Genomic DNA, 19,360 nt, shown 5'->3' on the forward strand with positions numbered 1-19,360 from the left:
GGACTGTGCGCATGCCGCCTCGTATCCCGCAGCTCCCGTCCACGGTGTCGGTGCACGGCCATTGGTTGCAGCTCGAGCTGGTGCCGTCGCAGACGGCGCGGAAGGAGTGGCGCGTCACTGAGCAGCTCGGCGCACACCTGGTGGGTCAAGCGCCCCTGCTCTACGAGTGTGGCGAGTTCAGCACGGAGACGTCGACGGGCACGATAACGGATGCTGATTGGGGTGTTGTGCTGATGAGGGCGTTCGGACGCAGCTGGTCGCCGCCGAGGTGATCGGCACAGCTAGGCGTCTCTGCTGCGTGAGCGTCATCGGCACGGTTCCCCTGTTCTGGTCCGGAGTGCTGGTGGTGGCCGTCGACGGGCCACCCTAAATCGGCCCTACGCGCGGCGTTCGAAGCAAAGTCCGTAGGCAACGGGACCGAGCAGCATCTGAGGACCGTGCGGCGAGGGATCGGCTATCGGACACGTCAGCGACGACGCCGGAGGATGCCAACCGTTCCGACGATGATGATGACAACAACGGCCGCAACGATGAGCCATACCGGCACGGACATGCCGTGCTGAGAACCAGCGCCGCCGGCAGGGCCGGCGAGCAGAAGCAGGATTGAGTTCACGACGTAAGCCTCCAAGCAGTTCAAGTCAGCTTGCCACTGGTAGGTGTGCCGGAGGCCGATCGGCTACCGGGCCATGCCGGCGGCTGGTGGGTGAGGGCGGCGTCGCGTATCCGGTTAGCCCGCTCGGGCGATGCCCGGTTCGTCTGTGGGTCTGGTTGCGGGCTACGTTCCCGTTGCGACTGGGAGGTTCCCGGTGTTGGTCGGTGGGGGAGTGGGAGATGTTGACGGCGGTCGCGTGGGAGGTGCAGTGCGCCCGGTATGAGTGCCGGTTGCCGGGGGTGGTGGCGGTGTCGTTCCGTCCGCATGCGGTGGGGCCTGCGGGGTGGGCGCTGACGGTGTGTGAGCATCATGCTGTTCCGGTTCCCGAGCGCGCGGCCGGGCAGGGATGGGGTGTTGGTGTGAACGCGTTGCGGTTACGGAGTCGGTCGGAGACCGAGTGGGACATCATCGAGGGTCAGACGGACCGGCTCGTTGGCCGGGTGATGCTCGAGAGCGGAGCGTTTTTTCTCACCGACGTCGACGGTGCCGCCGAGGTCGGCGCGTTCTACCGTCTCGAGCAGACCGTGCCGGCGGCGGCAGCCGTCCTCGGGGGTGGCCTCCTCAATTCGTGACCGTGGTTCGGAGGTTGGGTCTACGGTCAACCCATGTCGGCGTCGACGGGCGAGCTCGCAGCGGTGGGGATTGATGTTGGCGCGCAGAAACCCGCGGTGGCTCGAGCGCTGGTCTGTATCGAAGCGCGGTATCGGGGCCGGTTGACGGAGCCGGAGATCGCGGCGGCGAGCGGGTACAGCAAGCGTGGCTTGCAGGAAGCGTTCCAGCGGGACCTGGGCATAGCGCCATCGGCCGTGGTCCGGCTGCTGCGGTTGCACCGGGCACGAACGATGATCCTCGCGAACCCCTACCAGCCGGTCGGAACGGCAGCAGCGGCGAGTGGGATCCCGCACTTCGGCCGGTTCTCCGGCTACTACCGGGCCCAGTACGGGGAGACACCGTCCGACACCGCCCACGCTGCACGTGCTCGGTTGCCAGCCTGACGGCTCCGGCGACTGCTCGGTAGCTGCGTCTGGCGGATATCCCGGCGGCCGTGAAACCCCGCCAACACTGGGAAGCCGAGCGTTTCCCCCCATTGTGGGGCTCACCGGTCGACCCCGTACGTGTTTGAGTCGGTCTCACGGTCGCGGACAGGGAAACCGCGGCCGGATCCGACACCGCGACATCGTCGCGCAGGGGGAAGTCTGGCTGTCTTCGGGTGGCAGCCAGACATGCCCCGTCCGGCCCGTCATCGATGCTCAGTCCTCTGTAGTGCCGACTTGTCAGCACATACGTGTGCGCGCACGCTTGGGGGTGCGCCCCCTGTTCGGGTCAGGATGTGGCGCGTGCGGGATGTCGGTGGCGTGTGGTGCGTGGCCGACATCCCGAACCTCGTTCCGGGGAACCGGATAGAGGGTTCCACCGGTGAACAGTCGGTTCTATCCTGACTGGAGCGCTCCGCGGCGGTGATGCTGCGTGACACTCGTTTCCCGTTCGAGAGACTTGCCGTTCCTGCATTGAGGCTGGTGGGGGAGTGCGCTATCCCGGGGTGGCGGGATGAACCGAACGTTCCGTCGCCCCCGGGAACCAACACCGTCCCGCGGACCGCGCTGAGCGGGGTCACTTCAGCAGTGCGGCGACGACGAGCGAGATCGTGCCGACAGTGAGGGCACCGATGAGCGCCACTGGCACCAACGCATACGCAGGCTCCCGGGGGTCCGGCGAACTGGGGCGGGCTTCCGGCGTCGCGGTGCGGGCTTCGTCATCGACTGCTCGGTACGAGGGGCTGGTTGGGGCAGACTGTGGGCAGCAGTTGGGTGGTACCCGCTGTTAGCGGGGTGGGCTGCTACTGATCCGGTGTCCCGCCCCGCGCCACAACCGAACGAGGGGCGCCGGCGTATGAGGGACGAGGACGAGACGTCGGCACTGCCGGGTGCGTTCCGCGTCGTGTTGCCATCGCGGCACCGGTCGAGCGGGCTTCTGCAGCATCGGGTCGAGCAGCTCGTCCGCGACGCGATCGCCGACGGCACGCTTCGGATCGGGGATCAGTTGCCGCCGTACCGGGTTGCGGCAGCAACCTCCGGGCTGAGCATCAACACGATCCTGAACGCCTACCGGGCGCTCATCCGCGACGACCTTCTGCGCTCCGTTCCCGGCCGCGGGTACTTCATCGGCGGACCCGTCCGGTACCGAGACTTCTTCGTCGGGTGCGTGGGTGACTGTTCGTGCGGGGCCAGGTAATCATCTGGCGGTAGCCTGCCCCTGTCGTTCGGGAGAGCGTGCTCTCAAACGACACCCGGGCGTTGGGAGTGGTGTGACCGAAGTGTCGGGTGGTGGGCCGGGAGGAAGACGACGGGTGAGCGGGGTGTCCGTTGGTCTCGCGATCGCGGCGCTGGTGGCCTTGTTGGTGGCGTTCGTGCCGTACTTCCTCGGCGGTCTCCTGGCCGGCTACGGGCAGGACGGCGGCGACGGTGGTGACGGCGGCGGTCCCGGTGGGTTCGCTGGCTACGGAATCGTCGCGATCGTGCTCGGTGTCGGGATCCCCGGGTGGGCGCTCGTTTGGGGCATCGTCGACGTCCGGCGCACTCGTGGGACACCGGGTGCAGCGCTCCTGGTCGGAGCTGTGGCGCTGGGTATCGCTCTCTGCACGATCGTCCCCGGGTCGGTGACGATCATCCGGACCTCGGTGCGGCTGCAGGCGGCGTACGAGCGGGAGAACCCGCGGTCAGAGGTGCTGGCGACGGCGAGAGCCGAGGCCCGAGCATCGGAGACCGCGGCCTCGCCGGCGGGTCGGGCTGCGGAACGCAACGCTCCCGCACGCCGGGCCGCGACGAAGCAGCGACTCGACGCGGTGAGCCAAGCCGTACTGGATGCGCTGGCGATCACACCGGACGACATCGTGCCCGCCGGGCGGCCATTGCCGACGGGTTCGGCTGCGGCGCGGTCTGTCCGCGTCACCCCGTCCACGGGGCACTGCGATGCGGGATACGGTCCGAAGGCGGGCGTGTTCTACCGGTGGGACCTGTTCCTCGATGATTCCGTCGACCCGGTCCGCGCCGCCGCGGCGGTCCGGGCAGCGGTCGAGGCGACCGTGCCGGGTGCTGATCTGCAGCAGCAGAAGGGCGATGCCAGCTCGGGCCGGCTGGAGTTCACGGACGACGTGTCCGGGTCTCCGGACTTGCACGGAATCTTCACGTGGGGGGACGGTATCGGCTCGACCAGCCGGATCGTTGCCCTTGACACGGCCTGTCACTGAGCGTGTTGCAGTGCGGCACCCGGACCGCGGTCAGCGCAGGTTCGGCGGTCCCTGGTGCTTCGCGATGATGACGAGCCCGTAGATGCGTGACCACACGTACGCGATGATCGCCACGCCCAGTCCCACGAGGCCGATGGCCCCGAGCGCGGCACTGTTCAGGTGAGCGGCGCCGTTGATGGCGAACGCTGCTCCGCCGACGACCGCTGCGATGAACGCGACCATCTGGATGCGGAGCTTGAACTGCACCCGTTTCTTGTGTTCCCCGACCGCGATGATGTCCGACACTGTGTCCCCCTTGGTGGCAGACCATCCGCCCCAGGGCGATGCTAACCCGCGGAGCAGGTCAGCACCGACCCATCTGACGCCGACTCTTCGGCTCGAATGGGTCGTTGCAACGGGTGGTTGTTCTGCCATGCTCATCTCATGTCCACGACGCCGACGACCGATGCGCGGCACGGCGGCAAGCGCCGACTCGGTCCGGTGTTGATCGACGGGCCTCGCCTGGCCGGATGGGCCGTGATGTTCGTGGTCGTGCAAGCCGTCGCATCGGCATGGCAGGTCTCGGCGACACAGCCCGGTGTGGCAGACCGCGAGTTCGACTTCCAGTCGCATCCGACGTGGTGGCTGGTCGCGATCACCGGCGCGGCCGCGGTGATCGGGTGGCAGCTTTCCGAGCGGCTCGATCCGTCCGCACGGTTCGGCCCGCAAGCTCTTGTGCGGTGGACCGTCAGAGTGATGGCCGCGATGACGGTGTTGGTCGTCGTCGCCCTGCCCGCCCAGATGCTGTGGGTGGTGTGGGCAGTCCACCACGGGGTGCTCGATCCGATCACGTTGCCCAACGTCGTGCGGACCGTACGACAGTTCTGATCGCTGACCGATCGTTCACCGGATCGCACCGAGCGATAGCGTCTGCTCATGCGGAACGTCGGGGGCGAGTGTGTCTGGTGGAGTGATGAGAACGGGTGGGGTGCGCTCCGTTCGGACGATGTCGCGTCTGAGGTGTTCGTGCACTTCGCGAACCTGAGCACGGGCGGGAATCACACGCTCCAGCCCGGGGATCGCGTTCGGTTCGACGTCGAGCCGTACCCACCGGGGCAGGACGGCTACTTCTTCCGCGCTCACGAGGTCACGCCGATCTGAGCCGAGCACGGACTCCGTCCGTGTGATGATGGCGCGCCGGGACACCTCTTCGTCGCTACTCCGCGATGGGAACGGCAGCTTCGCGCATCGCGGTGCGAGCGTCGGTGGTGGCCATCCAGTTGGTGAGCTCGGCGGACAGCGCTGCTGGCGCATCGAGCTGGATGAGGTGTCCTGCTTCCGGGATGAGCGTGACCGAGGCGTGCGGGATGGCGTCGTTGAGTCGACGAGCTCGGTCCGCGGGTATCCAGGTGTCCTCCGTCCCCCAGACGATGTGCACGGGCTCGGTGAGCCTGCCCAACTCCGTTTCGATCTCGGTCGTGAAGCGCTCGTCCGCTTGCGCTATCTGACGGTAGAACGCCGGCTGACCTTCCTCGTCCGACCAGGGATCGACGAGCATCCGCAGCTCGTCGACACGGAGGCCCTTGTGACTGGCGCCGCTGATGTAGGCCTCTACGGCACCTCGGTGCACCGCTGAAGGAAGTTGTTCGAAGACCCGAGCGTGCTCTTGGACGAGCTTGAAGAAGGGCGATCCCCAGGGAGCGAGCGCCACCACGTCGACGAGGCACAGCGAGGCGTAGCTCCGTGGAGGAGACGCGCTCGGAGCGCGACGGCGCCGCCGAAGTCATGCGCGACGACGTGCGGCCGATCGAGTCCCCAGTGTTCGAGGAGCGCTGCGAACAGTTCGCCTTGCGTCCCGAGGTCGACAGCATGCGACGGATCCTTGGACGACGCGCCGTACCCCGGCATGTCCCAGAGGTAGACCGTGAACCGCCCGGCCATCGCGAGCGCGATCGGACGCCAGAGCCAGGATGACCACGGCGTCCCGTGCAGGAACACCAGCGCCGGCCCTGACCCGATGCGGTCCCATCGGACAGTTCTTCCACGCCAAGCAAGTTCCTGGGTCAGCTGCCGATCTTCCACCCGTCGATCGTTTCACACACTGGAATCCCACCTCGGAGCGCTTTCCCGCGGCAGGCCGACCCGGTCTGAGGAGCGACCGTTCTGATCCGCTGTTCCCGAATGCGCAGCGAGATGGTCAGCGGTCCGGTGGTCAATGCCGAACCGGCCGCTCCGTCGTCGAGATTCACGTCTCGGTGATCCAGTCGCGGAAGCCCGGGCCGACGATCTCGATTTCGCGAGCCGGCAGGAGGACGCCACCGCGGAACGCTCGCCCCATCCGGCCCGGGATCGGCAGGGGCACCGGGATCACCCCGGGGTCGGGCAGCGCCTTCGTCATCGTCCACAGCGTCGTGGTGTCGGGACCAGCGACCTCGACCTCTCGCGCGGAGCGTTCGCCGACCACGACGTCGGCGACCACCGCTGCCACGGCATCGAGTGCAACCGGAGCGATCATCATGCTCGGGACCAGGGCGATGGGTCCGACGCGCATCCGCTCGAGGTTCTGCCGGGCGAACTCGAACCACTGCGTGGAGCGCACGATCGTGAGGTGCGGGCTCACGGAACGCCCGACTGCTTCCTGCGCGGTCTTGCCGGCGAAGTAGCCGTACCCCTGCACCTCGGGACGCATGCAGTTGACGATGGAGAGCAGCACGTGGTGCGCCCCGATCGCACCGGCTGCCCTGCCGATCGCGCGGGTCGACCCAGTGAAGAACTGCGTGGCCGCTCTCCTGCTCGTCGTGAACTGTCCAGTCGTCTCGATGATCACGTCCGCACCGGCAAGCGCAGTGGTTGCGTCGTCGCGCAACACGTCGAAACCCGTCGACCGGGACAGCTGCGTGACCGAACATCCTCGTGCTTCCACCGCCCGGCTGATCGCGGCACCGGAGATCCCGCCGCCGACAACTACTACTCGCATGAGCCCACCCATCCTCTACGTCCGTAGAGAACACTACGATAGTAGAGGCCGAAGGGACAGGTATGGATCGGCGGGAACTGCTCGCAGATGCGGGAATCAGGCTCACAGCGCGCGGAGGTGTCCGCGCGCTCACACATCGCGCAGTCGACGCCGAGGCCGGGCTTGCCGCGGGGTCGACGTCGTACTACGCCCGCACGCGCCGTGAGCTGACAGCCCTCGTGGTCGCCCGCGTCACAGCGCAACTCTCCGCCGAGCTCGGCGCACTGCAGATCCCCGACGACCTCGACGACGCTGCTGTCGTGCACATCGCGGCCGCGTTCCTCGAACAACTCGCAGCACGAGCAGAAGCGCAGGCGGCTCGCCTCGCACTCCTGCTCGATCTCCGAGAGGACGAGGAACTCCGCACGCCGCTCACCGGGGCCGACCCGGTGCGCGCCCGGCTGAACGAAGCAGCTCGATCGCTCCTCGACGCGCTCCGAGTGGCTGACCCTGACCGCGCGGCGGTCGATCTCGTCGGCCTCATCGACGCGATGTTGCTGTACCGCACGGCCGCGGTTGCACCGCTCGACCCAGTCGCCGTCCTGACCGCCTACATTGCAGGTCTCCCACGAAGGGCGGACAGGACGACGGTGCCCGCGTCTCCAGACGAGCCGTGAGCCTGCTCGACGGGTCGCAGGAGGGCGAGGACATCACCGCGGCGGGTCGCAGCGAGACAGACCAATGCCCACTCGACGACGCTGTCCCTGGTGGCGACCAGCCATTGCGAGAGGGTACCGGCGATGTCGCCGACGCTGTTCTCGGTGTCCCTCGAGACCACGGGTCGGAATGGTCCGGGAATCCTGCGACTCTTCGGGACCGGCCTCAACATGGAGGGACTCGAACTCGAGCCCGATTCGCACGCGGCGAAACGGGAGATGTTCGCCGAGTTCTTCAGTCGTGAACGCCGCGCGATGGAGCGATCAGAAGGTGACCGGTGATCGCCACCGGTCGCGGGGTCTGAAGGCTGAAACTGCGGACGGGAGGCCCGGTGCCAGCTGGCACCGTCCCTCCCGGCACGGCGGTCGCCCCGCTGGCGCGGTGCGCCGGTACCGGCGCACGAAAAAAGGACAGTCGAGTGCCTGCCGTTCGATAGTCGATTCTCTATCGACCGGCGTTCGTCCTGAGCGGTGAGGACATCGCCACGACGACGGCGCCAGCGAACACGATGGCCACCGCGAACAGCGCGACGCCATCCCCAGCGACGGTCATCAGAGCGCCGCCGCTCACTGCTCCCGCAGCCGCAAGGGTTCTGTTCGCGCTGCGCATCGTGCCGTTCACCCGACCGAGGAGCGCATCGGGTGTGACGGTCTGCCGGAGGCTCATCTCGTTCGCGTTCTCGCACCCCGCCGCGAGGCCGTGGACGGCGAAGGCGGCGAACAAGACCACGACGGTCGCCGGCGGTGCTGCGACGGCGATGCCAACGGTCGCGAGCGCGATGGCCGCCCACGCGATCGGGTACGCGGCTCGAGCGGCGATGATCGTCCGGCCGGCACCGAAGCGGATGCCGAGGCGCGGCGCCGCAGTGGCGCCGAGGAGCATCGCGACGCCGCTGAGGGCGAGGATGCCCCCGTACACGGCCGCTGGGAGCGCGAGGGTGCGGAGCGCGAGTGTCGCGAACACCGTCAACCCGGCGGCGTTGGCCAGGAACCAGAGATGTGTCGACAGCGCCAGCGGTGCGAGCATCGGATGGCCGTACGTCCACCGCAGGCCTTCAGCGATGTCCCTCCGCAACCTCGTACCCGCGGGACGCGCTGGCTGCTGCTCGATGACGCGGACTCGCGCGATGAGGACGGCATCGACGAAGTAGCTGACCGCGTCGAGAGCGATCGCGAACGGCGCGGTCGCGATGCTGACCAGGACACCTCCGAGAGCCGGACCCGCCGTCTGCGCTGCCGCGTCACTCTGATCCACCCGTGCATTCGCCGCCAGGAGGAGAGAGCGAGGCACGATCCGGGGGAGGAGGGACTGCGTCGCGGCGAATCCCACAACGGACAAGATGCCGAACACGAACAAGGCCGCCGCGGTCACCCAGAGGTTCAAGAGCCCGGTCGACCAGAGCACCGGGATCGCGCCCAGGCACACGCCACGACCGACGCTCGCCCAGATCAGAAGTGGCTTGCGCCGGAACCGATCGACGTACGCGCCGATGATCAGACCGAACAACGCGTACGGCAGGAACTGGGCAGCGTTCACCAGCCCCACCTCGAGGGGGCTGGCGTGCAGAACCGTCACCACGAGAACCGGTACGGCGACCGCGCTCACTGCCGATCCGAACGACGAGACGGTCGCGGCAGACCAGTACGCGCGGAACCCGGGCACTCGACGCAGCGTGGTCACGTCGTCGCCCATGCGCCAACGCTGGCAGAGCGCAACGCTGCGAGCAAGACAGTTCGCACACCACCCGTTTCTGTCTCGGTACCCGATCGTCTATCGGAGGGGTCAGTGGTCATGGACTTCGCCGAGCCAGGTTGTTCCGGCGGTAGTACTCCTCCAAGGCCGCACGGTTCGGCAGGGACACTTTCGGCCGATCGAACTCGTCGAAGACATGCCGATACCGGGGACGGTGCTTCCTGGCGGGTCCGAGCAAGAACCGGACCATCTCGATGCGGACACGGTCGCGAGTACCGCCCAAGCTCCCAGCACGGTCGGGCTCGAAGAGACTGCGACGGAAGTAACGGACGATGCTTGCTGCCGTCGAGGCGTCCAGGAGCACCAGACCAGTCGCTCGCCGTAACCGGCCGGGGAGCCAGCGCGAGTAGTTGCCGTCGATGACCCACTGATCGCTGTTCATCGCCTCGTTGTGCATGCGCTCAAAATCGGTGTCCGGGCGCTCGACCCACTGTGTTCCGGGCAGGTGGCGGTACTGGTCGAGGTGGATCACAGGGAGCGAGCGGGCTCGGCCGATGGCTGCCGCGAGGGTTGACTTGCCGCTGTTCGATGGCCCCAGGATGCAGATCCGCTGGCCGAGGTCGTCGAGGTCCATCTGGCGAGTCTCGCAGGGGCACCCCGATGACCACCCCTCGTCCACGGTGACCGGTAGTGGCTCGGTCACCGAGGGAAGCCGCCACTCCGCATCGGTGTCACTCGGTCTGACGACGCCGGCGACGCAGTGCCAGCGTCCCGGCACCGGCCAGGAGGAGCAGCGTCGCGAGCAACGCCGGTCCAACGGGCGACTGCGCTCCGGTCGCGGCCAGCGTGCCCGTCGCCCGGGCCGTCGGCGTGCCGGTGCCCTGCGTCGCTGGTGTCACGGTCGGGGTCTGCGTGGACTCCGCAGTGGGTGTCGCGGTCGGTCCCGGCGTGGCTGCGGCGATCAGCGGGCTCTCGGTCATCGCCGTGCCGGTGAGGCAGTGCTTGAGCTCGGTCTCCTTGACCCAGTTCGACCCTGCGGCGACTGCACGGCACCCGGAGGCGAACGCGATCTCCCGCTCGTTGTAGAGCATGCGCACGAGCGGCGTGTAGGCCGCTCCGGTAGCGGGGTCGATGCCCGCTCGCGACACGACGTCCCACTGCACGTTCGCAGCCATCGGCGTCACCGCAGAACCTCGCCACGGGTTGGTGGCGTAGTCGTAGATGTCCGCGTCCGATGCCGGAGCGGCGTTGTCGGGCGCAGCAACGGTCAATCCTGGCAGACGCAACAGCGCAGCGAACGGGATGATCGTCTCGGCGTGTGCGAAGCGGAAGGTCCCGACCACGTCGCCGCCGGCGACGCGGGCGTCGATCGTGGCGAAGAAGTCGTCGAGCAGGGGCTTGGCGATCGAGTAGGTCTCGTCGTGACCGGTGAGGCTCGGGCCCTTCTCGTAGAAGTCCTCGGCGTCGAGCAAGTACGCGAACCACTCGGCATCCGCCGGTCGGCCAGCGAAGTACTGCGCGAAGTCGAACTCGTGCGGAGCGACGTTCTCCTCGTGCATGTCGGCAGCGATGATGTACAGGTTGTACAGCGCCATCGCCGCATCGACGGTGCTCTTGATCGACTTCTTCGGATCGCCGCAGGCATCGGGATCGGCCTTCGTGTCGGCGCCGGGCGCGCACGCCACCGCGCCGCCCTTCGAGCCGTCGGCGGTGTTGTACCAGATGTGTGCCTTGTCCGTGCCGATCGCGGAGATGAACTCGGGCGTGAAGATGCCGGAGAGCAGGTCCTTCGCCGCCTCGACCGATCGCGGCTTCGCCTCGATGTACTGCAAGGCCGCCGCGATCGTGCCGCCGTCACCGGTCTGTTGGGCGATGTAGTCCTCGTACGCCTGTGCGCGCTTGCGCTCGGGTGACCCCTCGGCCTTGTCGGTGCCGTCCGGGTTCTCGACCTCGTGGAAGTAGAGCAGGTCGGGGCGCGGTTCGAGCTTGACGCCCGCGGCCCCGAAGCCCCGCAAGAAGTTCTCGCCCGACTCCGTGGCGCGAGACTCACCCGAGGTCTCGGCGACGACGCGCCCGCCCGTCTTGGCCGCAGCTGCGAACAGCTGCTTGTTGCGCTGTGCGGCTCGCGCTCCGATGCCCTGGTGCTGAGCGGCGCCCTGACCGGTGAGCATGCCGTAGCCATTCGCGACGTTCGCCGCGGTGATGGCGTCGAGGTTCGCGGAGAACTCCCTCCCGATCTCAGGAGTCAGGAACCCGTTCTCGGCCTGCGCGGTCGCGGCGAGACGGTGTAGCAGCGCGTCGTACTTGTACGCGGAGAGCCCCCGAGATCCGTGCCGGGAGACCGACTCCGTAGCGACGGGTGCGTAGCCCGTCGGTGCCGGCGAATAGGCGTCGATGTCCGACTGGCTGGGGGCGATGTAGGGCTGCTTGCTGCTGTAGAAGCTGGCGGCGTCGTCGGCGGCGTGCGCCGGTTCCGCGAGCATCAGCGAGGCGAGGGTAGCGACGGCGACGCAGGACAGTGCAGTGCGGGTGTTCATGGGCTCTCCGGTATCGGGACCCTCGGGCGGCGGTCCGACAAACAGAGTTAGCGGCAGCGGGTGAACAGCGATTGACCCGGGGGTGACCGGACGGTGCTCAGGCGTATCCGGAAGAGCTCGTTGACGGTCTGCGCTCGCTGCGTGGGGACTCGGAAGCGGCCCCGATCGAACGAACACAATGCTGCCCCTCGTGATGACTGCGCCCGTGATGGTTGGCTCCTGCTTCGATCAGACACCGCACTCGATGAGCTGTTCGTGTTGCAGGTGGAGTTGCCGTCCGCATCGCTGCGCAACGCGCGCACTGTGGGTGACGATCACGAACTTGGTGCCGGCTTGCTGCAGCTGATCGAAGAGGGCGAGCACGTCGTCTTCGGTCGTCTCGTCCAGTGCGCCGGTGGGCTCATCGGCGAGGACGACGGCGGGGCGCTTCGCGATGGCTCGAGCGATCGCGACGCGCTGCGCTTCTCCTCCCGAAAGCCGCCGTGGGCGCTTGCCAGCGAGGTGACTGATGCCGACTGCCTCGAGGGCGTCACGCGCTCGGTCTGCCGAGTCAGCACGAGCAGGGGCTCCGAGTCGGACGTTGTCGAGCACACTGCGGTCGCCGAGCAGGCTGTGGTCCTGTGTGACGATGCCGATGTGTCGGAGCCGGTGTTCCGCCATCCTGCGTGCGGTGCGCTCGAGCACGCGCCCGTCGTGCTCGTAGGTCCCCGTGAAGTCGGTGTCGAGACCGGCGAGGATCCGGAGCAGCGTGCTCTTGCCGGATCCGCTCCGCCCAGTGATCGCGACTGAGCGATCGTCCTCGCGAAGGGCGAAGTTCAGTCGGTCGAACAGCGTTCTGGTCGATCCGTCAGGCTCGGTGATCGTCTTCGAGACGTCGCGCAGCGTGATCATCGTGGGGTACCTCTTCGATGTCGGGTGGTCAGTTCGATGCGGACGGCTCGTCGGCTGAATGCGCCGTCCACCACGCACCAGAGGAGCAGGGCGGCACCCGCGCCGAATCGAGCCAGCGCACTGTCGTTGGGGAGCACCGCGCTCGTCGCGAGGAACAGCCCGATCGCGGCGGTGAACTCCGTGAGGCGGCTCGCGCGGAACAGTCGGTTCGTGCGGTCCGGACTCTTGCCGAGGAGATGGTGCACCCGCGCGACTGGCGCTCGACGGTGATGCAGGAGCCGGTTGAGGAACGCCGTGATGATGCCCACTCCCGCGGTGAGCGAGACGAGCAGCGCGGTGACGAGCACCAGGTTGTCCTGGATGAGCTGGCGGACGAGGGAGAGCTGCACGAGGTAGGTCGGTACTCCGAGCAACCTGTACGACCGGAAACCGGTGTCGTCTCCGATCGCGTCGAGTCGCGCGACGACGCCACCGAAATCGAGGCTGCGATCGACGGCGAGGTCGGCGTTGAGTACCTGGAACACCAGGCGTCCGAACAGCTCGGGATCCAGCCGGTCGAGTGCTACTCGGTCGAGTCCGGCGAGTGTCGGCGGGTAGGGCACGATGGCGGTGTCGTCGAGGTAGTGGTTGGCATCACCGCGGAAGTACATCGCACTGTTCGGTTCGAGGAAACCGACGACCTCAAGCTCCTGCTCCTGCAGGATGACCGAGCCGGTGAGTCGCTGTCCGAGCTCGTACACGCCGCGGTACTCAGCGCCCAGGAGCACCGGCATCTGGCCGGACCCCCAGTCGACGGCATCCCACTCGATCGGCTCGCCGTCCTGCACGGAGAGCCCCGCGAACTCGTACGCGGTCTCGTTGAGTTGGATTGACTTGATGTCCTGAACACTTCGCCCCGATTCGTCCTGGTACTTCCCGTTGAGTGTGTACTCGGTGCCGTAACCGACGTCGAAGCGGTCGTCGCCGCGGAAGTCCTGCACGGTAACGGGTTGGTCGTACGAGGAGATGAGGTCGAATCCGGGCTCGTCGTCGATGCGGTCGACGAACGAGGCGACTTCGTCGAGCGCGTGCTGGTCTTGCCGGATCGCTTCGAAAGCGTCCGGGTCGAGATCGTCGACCACCGTGTAGAGGTCGACGTCGGCATCAGCGGACAGTCCCTGGGCCACGGCCTGCGATGCGGACTGGGTGAACGACGCCACGTTGTACCAGCAGAGTGCGAGCAGCACGAGCAGGACGATCTTGGCGACGATGATCGGCCAGTTGGACCGGAGGTCGTTCAGCAGTTCCATCGACGGCTTCCCTGCCAGAACGAAGCGACGGACACGGCAAACACGACGCTTCCGACCGCGATGACGGCGGTGGTGACGTCGAGGTCGAGGGTGATGGTCTGCCTGACGACCGCCGCGCCCGCGAGAGCGGTCGTACAGGCGGCGGTGCCGATCACAGCGACTCTGGCGGCAGCGCTGCGAAGGGTGTTCAGCGGTCGGAACCCGGTGGTGAAGCGGACGGCGGCGGTGCGGAGTTCCCATCGTCCAGCCTGCAGACCTGCGACCACGGCGATGAGCACGACGACGAGCGCGCTGAGCGCGACCAGGACCGGCGACACGGCGTCGACGTTCGTCCTGCGGTTCGTGCCGTCGTCGATGATCTCGACGCTTCGGCCAGGGAACTGTGCGTTGTAGTGGCGGACACTGTTCGGGCCGTCCAGGAGCAGCCGCTGTGGTGACCCCGAGAACTGCGACGGATCGGCGAGGACCACATCACCGGACAGCAGACTGTCCGCCCGCACGCCAAGGCGTCCCACCACGGTGTACGTCGTGCCACCGACAGCGAGGTCGTCACCGCGGACGGCGACGTCAGCGCCGACGAGAGCTTCGCCGGGACGCCCCGACAATGAGTGCCCGTCATGCAGCGGAACATCCACCCACCGTCCCGACAGGACCGCAATGGCGCGGACCTTCTCCTCGAGGTCCACGAACACCTTCGTTCCCGGTTCGAACGCGCTCCTGGCACGCCGGAGTTCGTCGAGCGTCGCGGTCACCCACGCGCTCTGGCCAGCGCGGAGGTCGTTGCCTTCCACGGCGACGACACGTCGACGAGCGTCGAACACTCCGATCAGCACGGTCAGGAGCATGGCCACCAAGACCAGGCCAGCTGTCACCGTGAGCTGTCGCTTCGTCACGTCGTCTCCTCACGCCGCAGCGGGTGAGAGCTGTCGGCTCGCACCCGCTGCGATGTGTCACTTGCCGTAGTAGGTCTTCGCGGTGCCGACACCGCTGCCCGGCTGGTTCGGCCGGAACGGCTTCCACACGGTCACTGCTTCGGTGACGGACTTGCCCCACTTCCGGCCGGAGTCCGCGATGATGCGGCTGCCGTGCTCGAGCCGCGCACGGGTGTAGTGCTGCACGCCTGCCCAGGTCGTCCAACCGTGCGAGCGCTTGTGCGTCGTCCCGTTGATCGTCTTCCGCTCCGCTGCACCACGGTGGTTCACCGCGAACACCGACATCCCGGTTTCTGCACCATCGATGGTCCCGGCGCTCTCGGACCACCCGCCGACGACCCCCTCTCCCTCACCCTGCGCATGCGCAGGGATCGCGCCGAGGAACACCGTCCCACCGACAACTACTGCGGCGAAGCCTGCAGCAACTCGACGAGCCTGCTGACCGATCTTGCTCATTGACTGCTCCCTCCATGAACGGTGAAGTCCAACCGGTCAGTGGTTAACATGTCAGAGGTGGAACGCTTTGTCGAGCAACGTGTTCGGTCGTGACCGAGCCCCGGATACGCGGTCGGGGATCTGCAGCGCGACCACGGTCGGACGGGAGGCCCGGTGCCAGCTCGCGCCGGGCCTCCCGTCCGTCGATGGGTTGACCTCTACTTCCACCTCCACTTGGAGCACGTCGTCGAGGTGGCCGGACTCACGCTCCGGTTGCCGCGCGCAGCTGTTGCAGGGCCACGTGCGTCGATGATCCTGGCGTGGCTCGCTAGGTGACGAGGCTCTTGTCCTCTTCCCCTGCGACGCGGAACGACTCGACCTGCAGCTCGAGCTGGCCGACCGCGGGGTGGTCGAGTTGCTGGATGCTGTGGCAGCGTTCCCGGATCTCAGGAGCGACGTCCGGTGCCGATTCGTCCTCGACGCCGGCACGATCTGACACAGAGTCGCGGCGGGGAGTCACCGTTGCGCCAGGCGTGTTCGCATCCCCGGGCCGTAGTGTGGCGGCACGCGGTCTTCGACTGCTGGAGCAGGGCACGACCGGCCACTTCTGATCACAGCATCTGGAGTGACCCCGTGGGCGCCGACCGCGAACGACGACTGTTGCAGACGATCATCGCGCTGGTCGGCAGCGCCACCAGCTCAGAGGACCTCACCGGGCGCCTGCAGCACCTGGTGGACGAGTCGGCGGCGTTGTTCGACGTCCACGCTGCCGGGCTGATGCTGTTCGGCTCGGATCACCGGTTGCAGATCACCGCCTCGGTGGGGCACCACAGCGGACTGCTCGAGCTCCTGCAGCTCGAAGTCGGCGACGGGCCCTGTCTCGAGGCAGCGCGGACGGGGAGCGTGGTCTCGATCCCCGACGTCCGAGTGGCCGAGCCGCGATGGCCGCACTTCTGCCGGGCCGCGGCTGACGCCGGGTACACAGCCGTCCACTCGATCCCGCTGCGGCTCCGGACCACCGTCATCGGATCGCTCAACCTGTTCGGCGAGTCCGCCGGCGCGTTCGACGAGGACGACCTCATCGCTGCGCGGGCACTGGCCGACATCGCAGCGGTCTCGCTCATGCAGCAGCGCACCATCGACGACGCGGTGACGACGCAGGGGCAACTGCAAGCAGCACTCGACAGCCGTACCGTCATCGAGCAGGCGAAGGGGTGGATCGCGAACCGGAACGGGGTGGACACCGCGACCGCGTTCTCCCTGCTGCGCGACCACGCGCGGCGGAACCAGCTCCCGCTCGCCGAGGTCGCCCTCGCCGTCCTCGCCGGACGGACCACCCTCGGCTAGTCCCCGCCCCCTCGCAACGCTGCGCCGGTACGTGTTCCAGACGGACAGGAGGCCCGATGCCAGCTGACACCGTCCCTCCCGTCACGGCCGTCGCCCCGCTGGCGCGGTGCGCTGGTACCGGCGGGTGGGGCCCACGTCCCGTCACGGCCGTCGCCCCGCTGGCGCGATGCGCCGCTCAGCCAGACTCAGCCACGCGCCCGGCGTCGCCGCTTCCGCTCGTTTCCGCTTCGGTCACCCGGAGCGCCGTCCTGTGGATCACGACGTTGCTGCGGTCGAAGCGGCCACGGCCACGGACGTCTCCGGCACCGCCCCACCCCAGCCGTTGAATCCGCCGAACACGACCCGCACCGGGACGGCCTGCGCCCGGTCGGTCACGTACCGGTACACGCCGCCGGGGCGTCCGAGCCACAGCACACGCGCCGGCGTCGCGGTCGTCGTCGCCACTGTCCGGAGCTCGACCACGTACTGCCCGGAGGGGATCTGGAACTGCGCCGTCTGCTCGCTGTCGAGCAGCGTCGAGAACCGGGTCGAGAACGACGCACCGGTCGTCGCGTTCGTCACCGTGACGCGCGCGCCACTGAGCAGCGGCGACGGGGTGCGGGACGCCGTGTCGGCGTAGACGACCAGGTCGTAGTCGCTGTGCGCGTAGTGCTGCGACAACGTCACCTGCGACGCCGGGAGGGTCCCGCGCTGCTGGTAGACCCGGGTCTTCCAGACGGCGGGCGACGCCGTGCCGCTGGCGTACGCCTCGATGCGGTACTTCCCGGTGCTCAACCCGACGAACCGGTACTGGCCCGCGCTGTCCGAGGTCGTTCGGAACACCTGCGAGGTGTCCTCGTTCCAGGCGTACATCAAGCGTCCAGCAGCGGGACCCGAGGGGCCGACCACCCCGCCCTCCACGGTGGCGCCGATCACGAGCGGCACGGTGACCGCGACCGTCGTGCCGCCGCGGACCACGATGGCCGAGCGGAGTCCGGGGGCGTAGGTCTGCGTTCCGCGCGGCGGGAGTTGCCGTGTGGTGACCGTCACGGTGTCCGGGGCGGGGATGCCGGTGAACGTCGCGGTGCCGTCGGCATCGGTGGTGGCGGTCCCGACGACGGCGTCGATGCCGATCGCAGCGATTTCGACGTCCGCCAACCTGATCGGGGTGCCGTCCGGCGTCGCGAGCTGCACAGCGATCGTCCCCGACCCGGCCGCGGCCGCTGGCGGCGCCAGGCCGACCATCGCTGCTGCGGCAAGCGCCACGACCAGTGTCGTTCCCGTCATCAGTCGCATCGCGTTCCCCGCCCACCAGTCGTACCTTGCGGGGGACTGTACGCGTCGTGGGGGTGGTGGGGAAGGACGGCGTCCCGGTTGCGCACCAGGAACGTCGGCGTTCAGTACCTCGTTTCCGCGGCTTCTTGCACAGTGCGGTGCGCGCTCCGGAGCGTCGCGTGCACTACTGTCGTCGGCAGAGGGAAAAAATCCCGCGCTGCTCCGGCAGACGGGACCGCACACGCGTCTCACGGGAGTCGTCACTTCTTCATCGAAGGAGTGTGCCCGTGTCCGATACCATCATCCGTCCTCCGTTCGACCCCGAACTCGCGACCTTCCTGGCGGCGCTCGAGGCCCGCGGTCCGTTCACCCTCACCGCTGAGATGTTGCCCCGCATGCGGCAGCTCGATGTGCCCGAGGACGTGGTCGACGAGCGCCTGCGTTCCCGCGGGTACCAGCGGCGGAACGTCACGGTTCCGGGGTACCACGGCGATCCCGTCGACCTCGCGATCATCGACCGCGTCGAGCGCACCGGTGCGACCGGTGGGACCGGTGTGACCGCGGCCGTCTACTCGATCCACGGCGGGGGCATGATGTTCGGTCACCACCTCGGGAACCTCGACTCGTTCGACGACTGGCTGCTCGACCACGACGTGGTCCTCGTCAGCGTCGACTACCGCCTCGCACCCGAGTACCCCGATCCGTACCCGGTGGAGGACTGCTACGCCGGTCTCGTCTGGCTCGCAGAGCACGCCGACGAGCTCGGCATCGACCCGGCACGGATCGTCATCGCGGGGCAGAGCGCCGGCGGCGGACTCGCCGTGGGGACGGCCCTGCTCGCCCGTGACCGGCAGGGTCCCGACCTGATGGCGCAGATCCTCGTGTCACCCATGCTCGACGACCGTGACGACACCGTCTCGACCCGGCAGATCGACGGCGTCGGGGTCGCCGACCGCCAGATGAACCGCTTCGCGTGGGACGCGTACCTCGGACCACGCCGCGCCACCCCTGACGTCTCGGAGTACGCCGCTCCGGCTCGTGCTGCAGACCTGTCGGCGCTGCCACGCACCTACATCGACTGCGGCAGTGCTGAGGTCTTCCGCGACGAGGACGTCGCCTTCGCGAGCCGCCTCTGGGCAGCGGGGGTCGACGCGGAGCTCCACGTCTGGCCTGGTGCCTTCCACGGGTTCACGAGCATGGTGCCCGACGCCGCCATCTCGAGGACCGCGACCGCGGCCCTCGCGGACTGGACCCGACGACTGCTCGGCGATCCTTCGCCGATCGAACGCGCAGCCGGGCGCCAGGACGGATCTCTGGACGGCGTGTCTCGGTAGACGTCGGCGGTTTCAAGGGGTCGTTGCAACGGGTGGTTGTTTCGGGTCCGAGAGTAGCTGTTCGAATGCTTCTGCAGGGCTGCGGTAGTCGAGGGTCT

General features: G+C 68.1%; 23 protein-coding genes. 9 read left to right on the forward strand and 14 right to left on the reverse strand.

What is annotated here, in order from left to right; genetic code table 11:
• Positions 1-466: 466 nt before the first annotated feature.
• Positions 467-613, reverse strand: coding sequence for a hypothetical protein (locus EDF31_RS19885; RefSeq protein ID WP_159571989.1), 147 nt, complete (start codon positions 611-613; stop codon positions 467-469).
• Positions 614-831: 218 nt separating this feature from the next.
• On the opposite strand from EDF31_RS19885, the gene EDF31_RS06160 reads away from it, so the two are divergent.
• The 4 genes from EDF31_RS06160 to EDF31_RS06175 all read left to right on the forward strand — a co-directional run bounded on the left by EDF31_RS06160 (position 832) and on the right by EDF31_RS06175 (position 3,899).
• A complete protein-coding gene (locus EDF31_RS06160) occupies positions 832-1,224 on the forward strand; it encodes a hypothetical protein (protein WP_131845517.1) in 393 nt (130 codons plus the stop codon).
• A gap of 33 nt (positions 1,225-1,257) precedes the next feature.
• On the forward strand, positions 1,258-1,647 hold the full coding sequence (locus EDF31_RS06165; RefSeq protein ID WP_131845518.1) for a helix-turn-helix domain-containing protein: 390 nt from the start codon (positions 1,258-1,260) through the stop codon (positions 1,645-1,647).
• Positions 1,648-2,542: 895 nt separating this feature from the next.
• Entirely contained in the window at positions 2,543-2,884 is a 342-nt protein-coding gene (locus tag EDF31_RS06170) for a winged helix-turn-helix domain-containing protein (protein ID WP_131845519.1), read from the forward strand.
• Between the two features lie 115 nt (positions 2,885-2,999).
• Entirely contained in the window at positions 3,000-3,899 is a 900-nt protein-coding gene (locus EDF31_RS06175) for a hypothetical protein (protein ID WP_131845520.1), read from the forward strand.
• A 30-nt stretch (positions 3,900-3,929) separates the two neighbouring features.
• On the opposite strand, the gene EDF31_RS06180 is transcribed toward EDF31_RS06175, so the two are convergent.
• Entirely contained in the window at positions 3,930-4,184 is a 255-nt protein-coding gene (locus tag EDF31_RS06180; protein ID WP_131845521.1) for a hypothetical protein, read from the reverse strand.
• Between the two features lie 138 nt (positions 4,185-4,322).
• Here EDF31_RS06180 and EDF31_RS06185 point away from each other — a divergent pair, with 138 nt between their 5' ends.
• Complete coding sequence (locus tag EDF31_RS06185) at positions 4,323-4,766, forward strand: hypothetical protein (RefSeq protein WP_131845522.1); 444 nt, start codon at positions 4,323-4,325, stop codon at positions 4,764-4,766.
• Positions 4,767-5,094: 328 nt separating this feature from the next.
• On the opposite strand, the gene EDF31_RS20480 is transcribed toward EDF31_RS06185, so the two are convergent.
• The 3 genes from EDF31_RS20480 to EDF31_RS06200 form a co-directional block, all read right to left on the reverse strand.
• Complete coding sequence (locus tag EDF31_RS20480) at positions 5,095-5,589, reverse strand: alpha/beta fold hydrolase (protein ID WP_207896032.1); 495 nt, start codon at positions 5,587-5,589, stop codon at positions 5,095-5,097.
• Positions 5,490-5,960: an alpha/beta fold hydrolase gene (locus EDF31_RS20485; RefSeq protein ID WP_207896030.1), complete on the reverse strand. Its 471-nt coding sequence runs from the start codon at positions 5,958-5,960 to the stop codon at positions 5,490-5,492. Before EDF31_RS20485 ends, EDF31_RS20480 begins: the two co-directional genes overlap by 100 nt.
• Positions 5,961-6,123: 163 nt before the next feature.
• Positions 6,124-6,867: a hypothetical protein gene (locus tag EDF31_RS06200; protein ID WP_207896028.1), complete on the reverse strand. Its 744-nt coding sequence runs from the start codon at positions 6,865-6,867 to the stop codon at positions 6,124-6,126.
• A gap of 50 nt (positions 6,868-6,917) precedes the next feature.
• Between EDF31_RS06200 and EDF31_RS06205 the strand changes: the two genes are divergently transcribed.
• Both EDF31_RS06205 and EDF31_RS06210 read left to right on the forward strand, forming a co-directional pair.
• Positions 6,918-7,511 (forward strand): TetR family transcriptional regulator, encoded by a 594-nt coding sequence (locus EDF31_RS06205; RefSeq protein ID WP_111086728.1) that lies wholly within the window; start codon positions 6,918-6,920, stop codon positions 7,509-7,511.
• Positions 7,512-7,634: 123 nt separating this feature from the next.
• Positions 7,635-7,832 carry a hypothetical protein gene (locus tag EDF31_RS06210; protein ID WP_111086727.1) on the forward strand — a complete coding sequence of 66 codons (198 nt, stop codon included), beginning with the start codon at positions 7,635-7,637 and terminating at the stop codon, positions 7,830-7,832.
• Positions 7,833-7,995: 163 nt separating this feature from the next.
• On the opposite strand, the gene EDF31_RS06215 is transcribed toward EDF31_RS06210, so the two are convergent.
• The 8 genes from EDF31_RS06215 to EDF31_RS19890 all read right to left on the reverse strand — a co-directional run bounded on the left by EDF31_RS06215 (position 7,996) and on the right by EDF31_RS19890 (position 15,826).
• Positions 7,996-9,243 (reverse strand): MFS transporter, encoded by a 1,248-nt coding sequence (locus EDF31_RS06215; protein ID WP_131845523.1) that lies wholly within the window; start codon positions 9,241-9,243, stop codon positions 7,996-7,998.
• A 97-nt stretch (positions 9,244-9,340) separates the two neighbouring features.
• Entirely contained in the window at positions 9,341-9,877 is a 537-nt protein-coding gene (locus EDF31_RS06220; RefSeq protein ID WP_111086739.1) for an AAA family ATPase, read from the reverse strand.
• A 97-nt stretch (positions 9,878-9,974) separates the two neighbouring features.
• Positions 9,975-11,780: a histidine-type phosphatase gene (locus EDF31_RS06225; RefSeq protein WP_111086725.1), complete on the reverse strand. Its 1,806-nt coding sequence runs from the start codon at positions 11,778-11,780 to the stop codon at positions 9,975-9,977.
• Positions 11,781-12,008: 228 nt separating this feature from the next.
• Positions 12,009-12,671: an ATP-binding cassette domain-containing protein gene (locus EDF31_RS06230; RefSeq protein WP_111086724.1), complete on the reverse strand. Its 663-nt coding sequence runs from the start codon at positions 12,669-12,671 to the stop codon at positions 12,009-12,011.
• Positions 12,668-13,960 (reverse strand): hypothetical protein, encoded by a 1,293-nt coding sequence (locus EDF31_RS06235; RefSeq protein WP_111086723.1) that lies wholly within the window; start codon positions 13,958-13,960, stop codon positions 12,668-12,670. Before EDF31_RS06235 ends, EDF31_RS06230 begins: the two co-directional genes overlap by 4 nt.
• Positions 13,948-14,853 (reverse strand): hypothetical protein, encoded by a 906-nt coding sequence (locus EDF31_RS06240; protein ID WP_131845524.1) that lies wholly within the window; start codon positions 14,851-14,853, stop codon positions 13,948-13,950. Before EDF31_RS06240 ends, EDF31_RS06235 begins: the two co-directional genes overlap by 13 nt.
• Before the next feature lie 57 nt (positions 14,854-14,910).
• Entirely contained in the window at positions 14,911-15,348 is a 438-nt protein-coding gene (locus EDF31_RS06245; RefSeq protein WP_131845525.1) for a hypothetical protein, read from the reverse strand.
• 307 nt (positions 15,349-15,655) lie between these two features.
• A complete protein-coding gene (locus EDF31_RS19890) occupies positions 15,656-15,826 on the reverse strand; it encodes a hypothetical protein (RefSeq protein ID WP_165901340.1) in 171 nt (56 codons plus the stop codon).
• Between the two features lie 134 nt (positions 15,827-15,960).
• Between EDF31_RS19890 and EDF31_RS06250 the strand changes: the two genes are divergently transcribed.
• Entirely contained in the window at positions 15,961-16,674 is a 714-nt protein-coding gene (locus EDF31_RS06250; protein WP_131973727.1) for a GAF and ANTAR domain-containing protein, read from the forward strand.
• A gap of 255 nt (positions 16,675-16,929) precedes the next feature.
• On the opposite strand, the gene EDF31_RS06255 is transcribed toward EDF31_RS06250, so the two are convergent.
• Positions 16,930-17,940 (reverse strand): carboxypeptidase-like regulatory domain-containing protein, encoded by a 1,011-nt coding sequence (locus EDF31_RS06255; RefSeq protein WP_131845527.1) that lies wholly within the window; start codon positions 17,938-17,940, stop codon positions 16,930-16,932.
• A 275-nt stretch (positions 17,941-18,215) separates the two neighbouring features.
• Here EDF31_RS06255 and EDF31_RS06260 point away from each other — a divergent pair, with 275 nt between their 5' ends.
• The gene (locus EDF31_RS06260) at positions 18,216-19,262 is read left to right on the forward strand and encodes an alpha/beta hydrolase (RefSeq protein ID WP_131845528.1); all 1,047 of its coding nucleotides are present in this window, start codon (positions 18,216-18,218) and stop codon (positions 19,260-19,262) included.
• Positions 19,263-19,360 lie beyond the last annotated feature (98 nt).

The sequence above is a fragment of the Curtobacterium sp. PhB142 genome (genome assembly GCF_004341255.1).
Lineage (GTDB): Bacteria > Actinomycetota > Actinomycetes > Actinomycetales > Microbacteriaceae > Curtobacterium.

What these genes read in the sequence shown, in the direction of transcription:
- EDF31_RS06215 (WP_131845523.1), bottom strand. Translation starts at nt 9,243, where the DNA reads ATGGGCGACGACGTGACCACGCTGCGTCGAGTGCCCGGGTTCCGCGCG.
- EDF31_RS06230 (WP_111086724.1), bottom strand. Translation starts at nt 12,671, where the DNA reads ATGATCACGCTGCGCGACGTCTCGAAGACGATCACCGAGCCTGACGGA.
- EDF31_RS06255 (WP_131845527.1), bottom strand. Translation starts at nt 17,940, where the DNA reads ATGACGGGAACGACACTGGTCGTGGCGCTTGCCGCAGCAGCGATGGTC.
- EDF31_RS06185 (WP_131845522.1), top strand. Translation starts at nt 4,323, where the DNA reads ATGTCCACGACGCCGACGACCGATGCGCGGCACGGCGGCAAGCGCCGA.
- EDF31_RS06220 (WP_111086739.1), bottom strand. Translation starts at nt 9,877, where the DNA reads ATGGACCTCGACGACCTCGGCCAGCGGATCTGCATCCTGGGGCCATCG.
- EDF31_RS06235 (WP_111086723.1), bottom strand. Translation starts at nt 13,960, where the DNA reads ATGGAACTGCTGAACGACCTCCGGTCCAACTGGCCGATCATCGTCGCC.
- EDF31_RS06210 (WP_111086727.1), top strand. Translation starts at nt 7,635, where the DNA reads ATGTCGCCGACGCTGTTCTCGGTGTCCCTCGAGACCACGGGTCGGAAT.
- EDF31_RS06165 (WP_131845518.1), top strand. Translation starts at nt 1,258, where the DNA reads ATGTCGGCGTCGACGGGCGAGCTCGCAGCGGTGGGGATTGATGTTGGC.
- EDF31_RS06160 (WP_131845517.1), top strand. Translation starts at nt 832, where the DNA reads ATGTTGACGGCGGTCGCGTGGGAGGTGCAGTGCGCCCGGTATGAGTGC.
- EDF31_RS06200 (WP_207896028.1), bottom strand. Translation starts at nt 6,867, where the DNA reads ATGGGTGGGCTCATGCGAGTAGTAGTTGTCGGCGGCGGGATCTCCGGT.
- EDF31_RS06170 (WP_131845519.1), top strand. Translation starts at nt 2,543, where the DNA reads ATGAGGGACGAGGACGAGACGTCGGCACTGCCGGGTGCGTTCCGCGTC.
- EDF31_RS06225 (WP_111086725.1), bottom strand. Translation starts at nt 11,780, where the DNA reads ATGAACACCCGCACTGCACTGTCCTGCGTCGCCGTCGCTACCCTCGCC.
- EDF31_RS06205 (WP_111086728.1), top strand. Translation starts at nt 6,918, where the DNA reads ATGGATCGGCGGGAACTGCTCGCAGATGCGGGAATCAGGCTCACAGCG.
- EDF31_RS06245 (WP_131845525.1), bottom strand. Translation starts at nt 15,348, where the DNA reads ATGAGCAAGATCGGTCAGCAGGCTCGTCGAGTTGCTGCAGGCTTCGCC.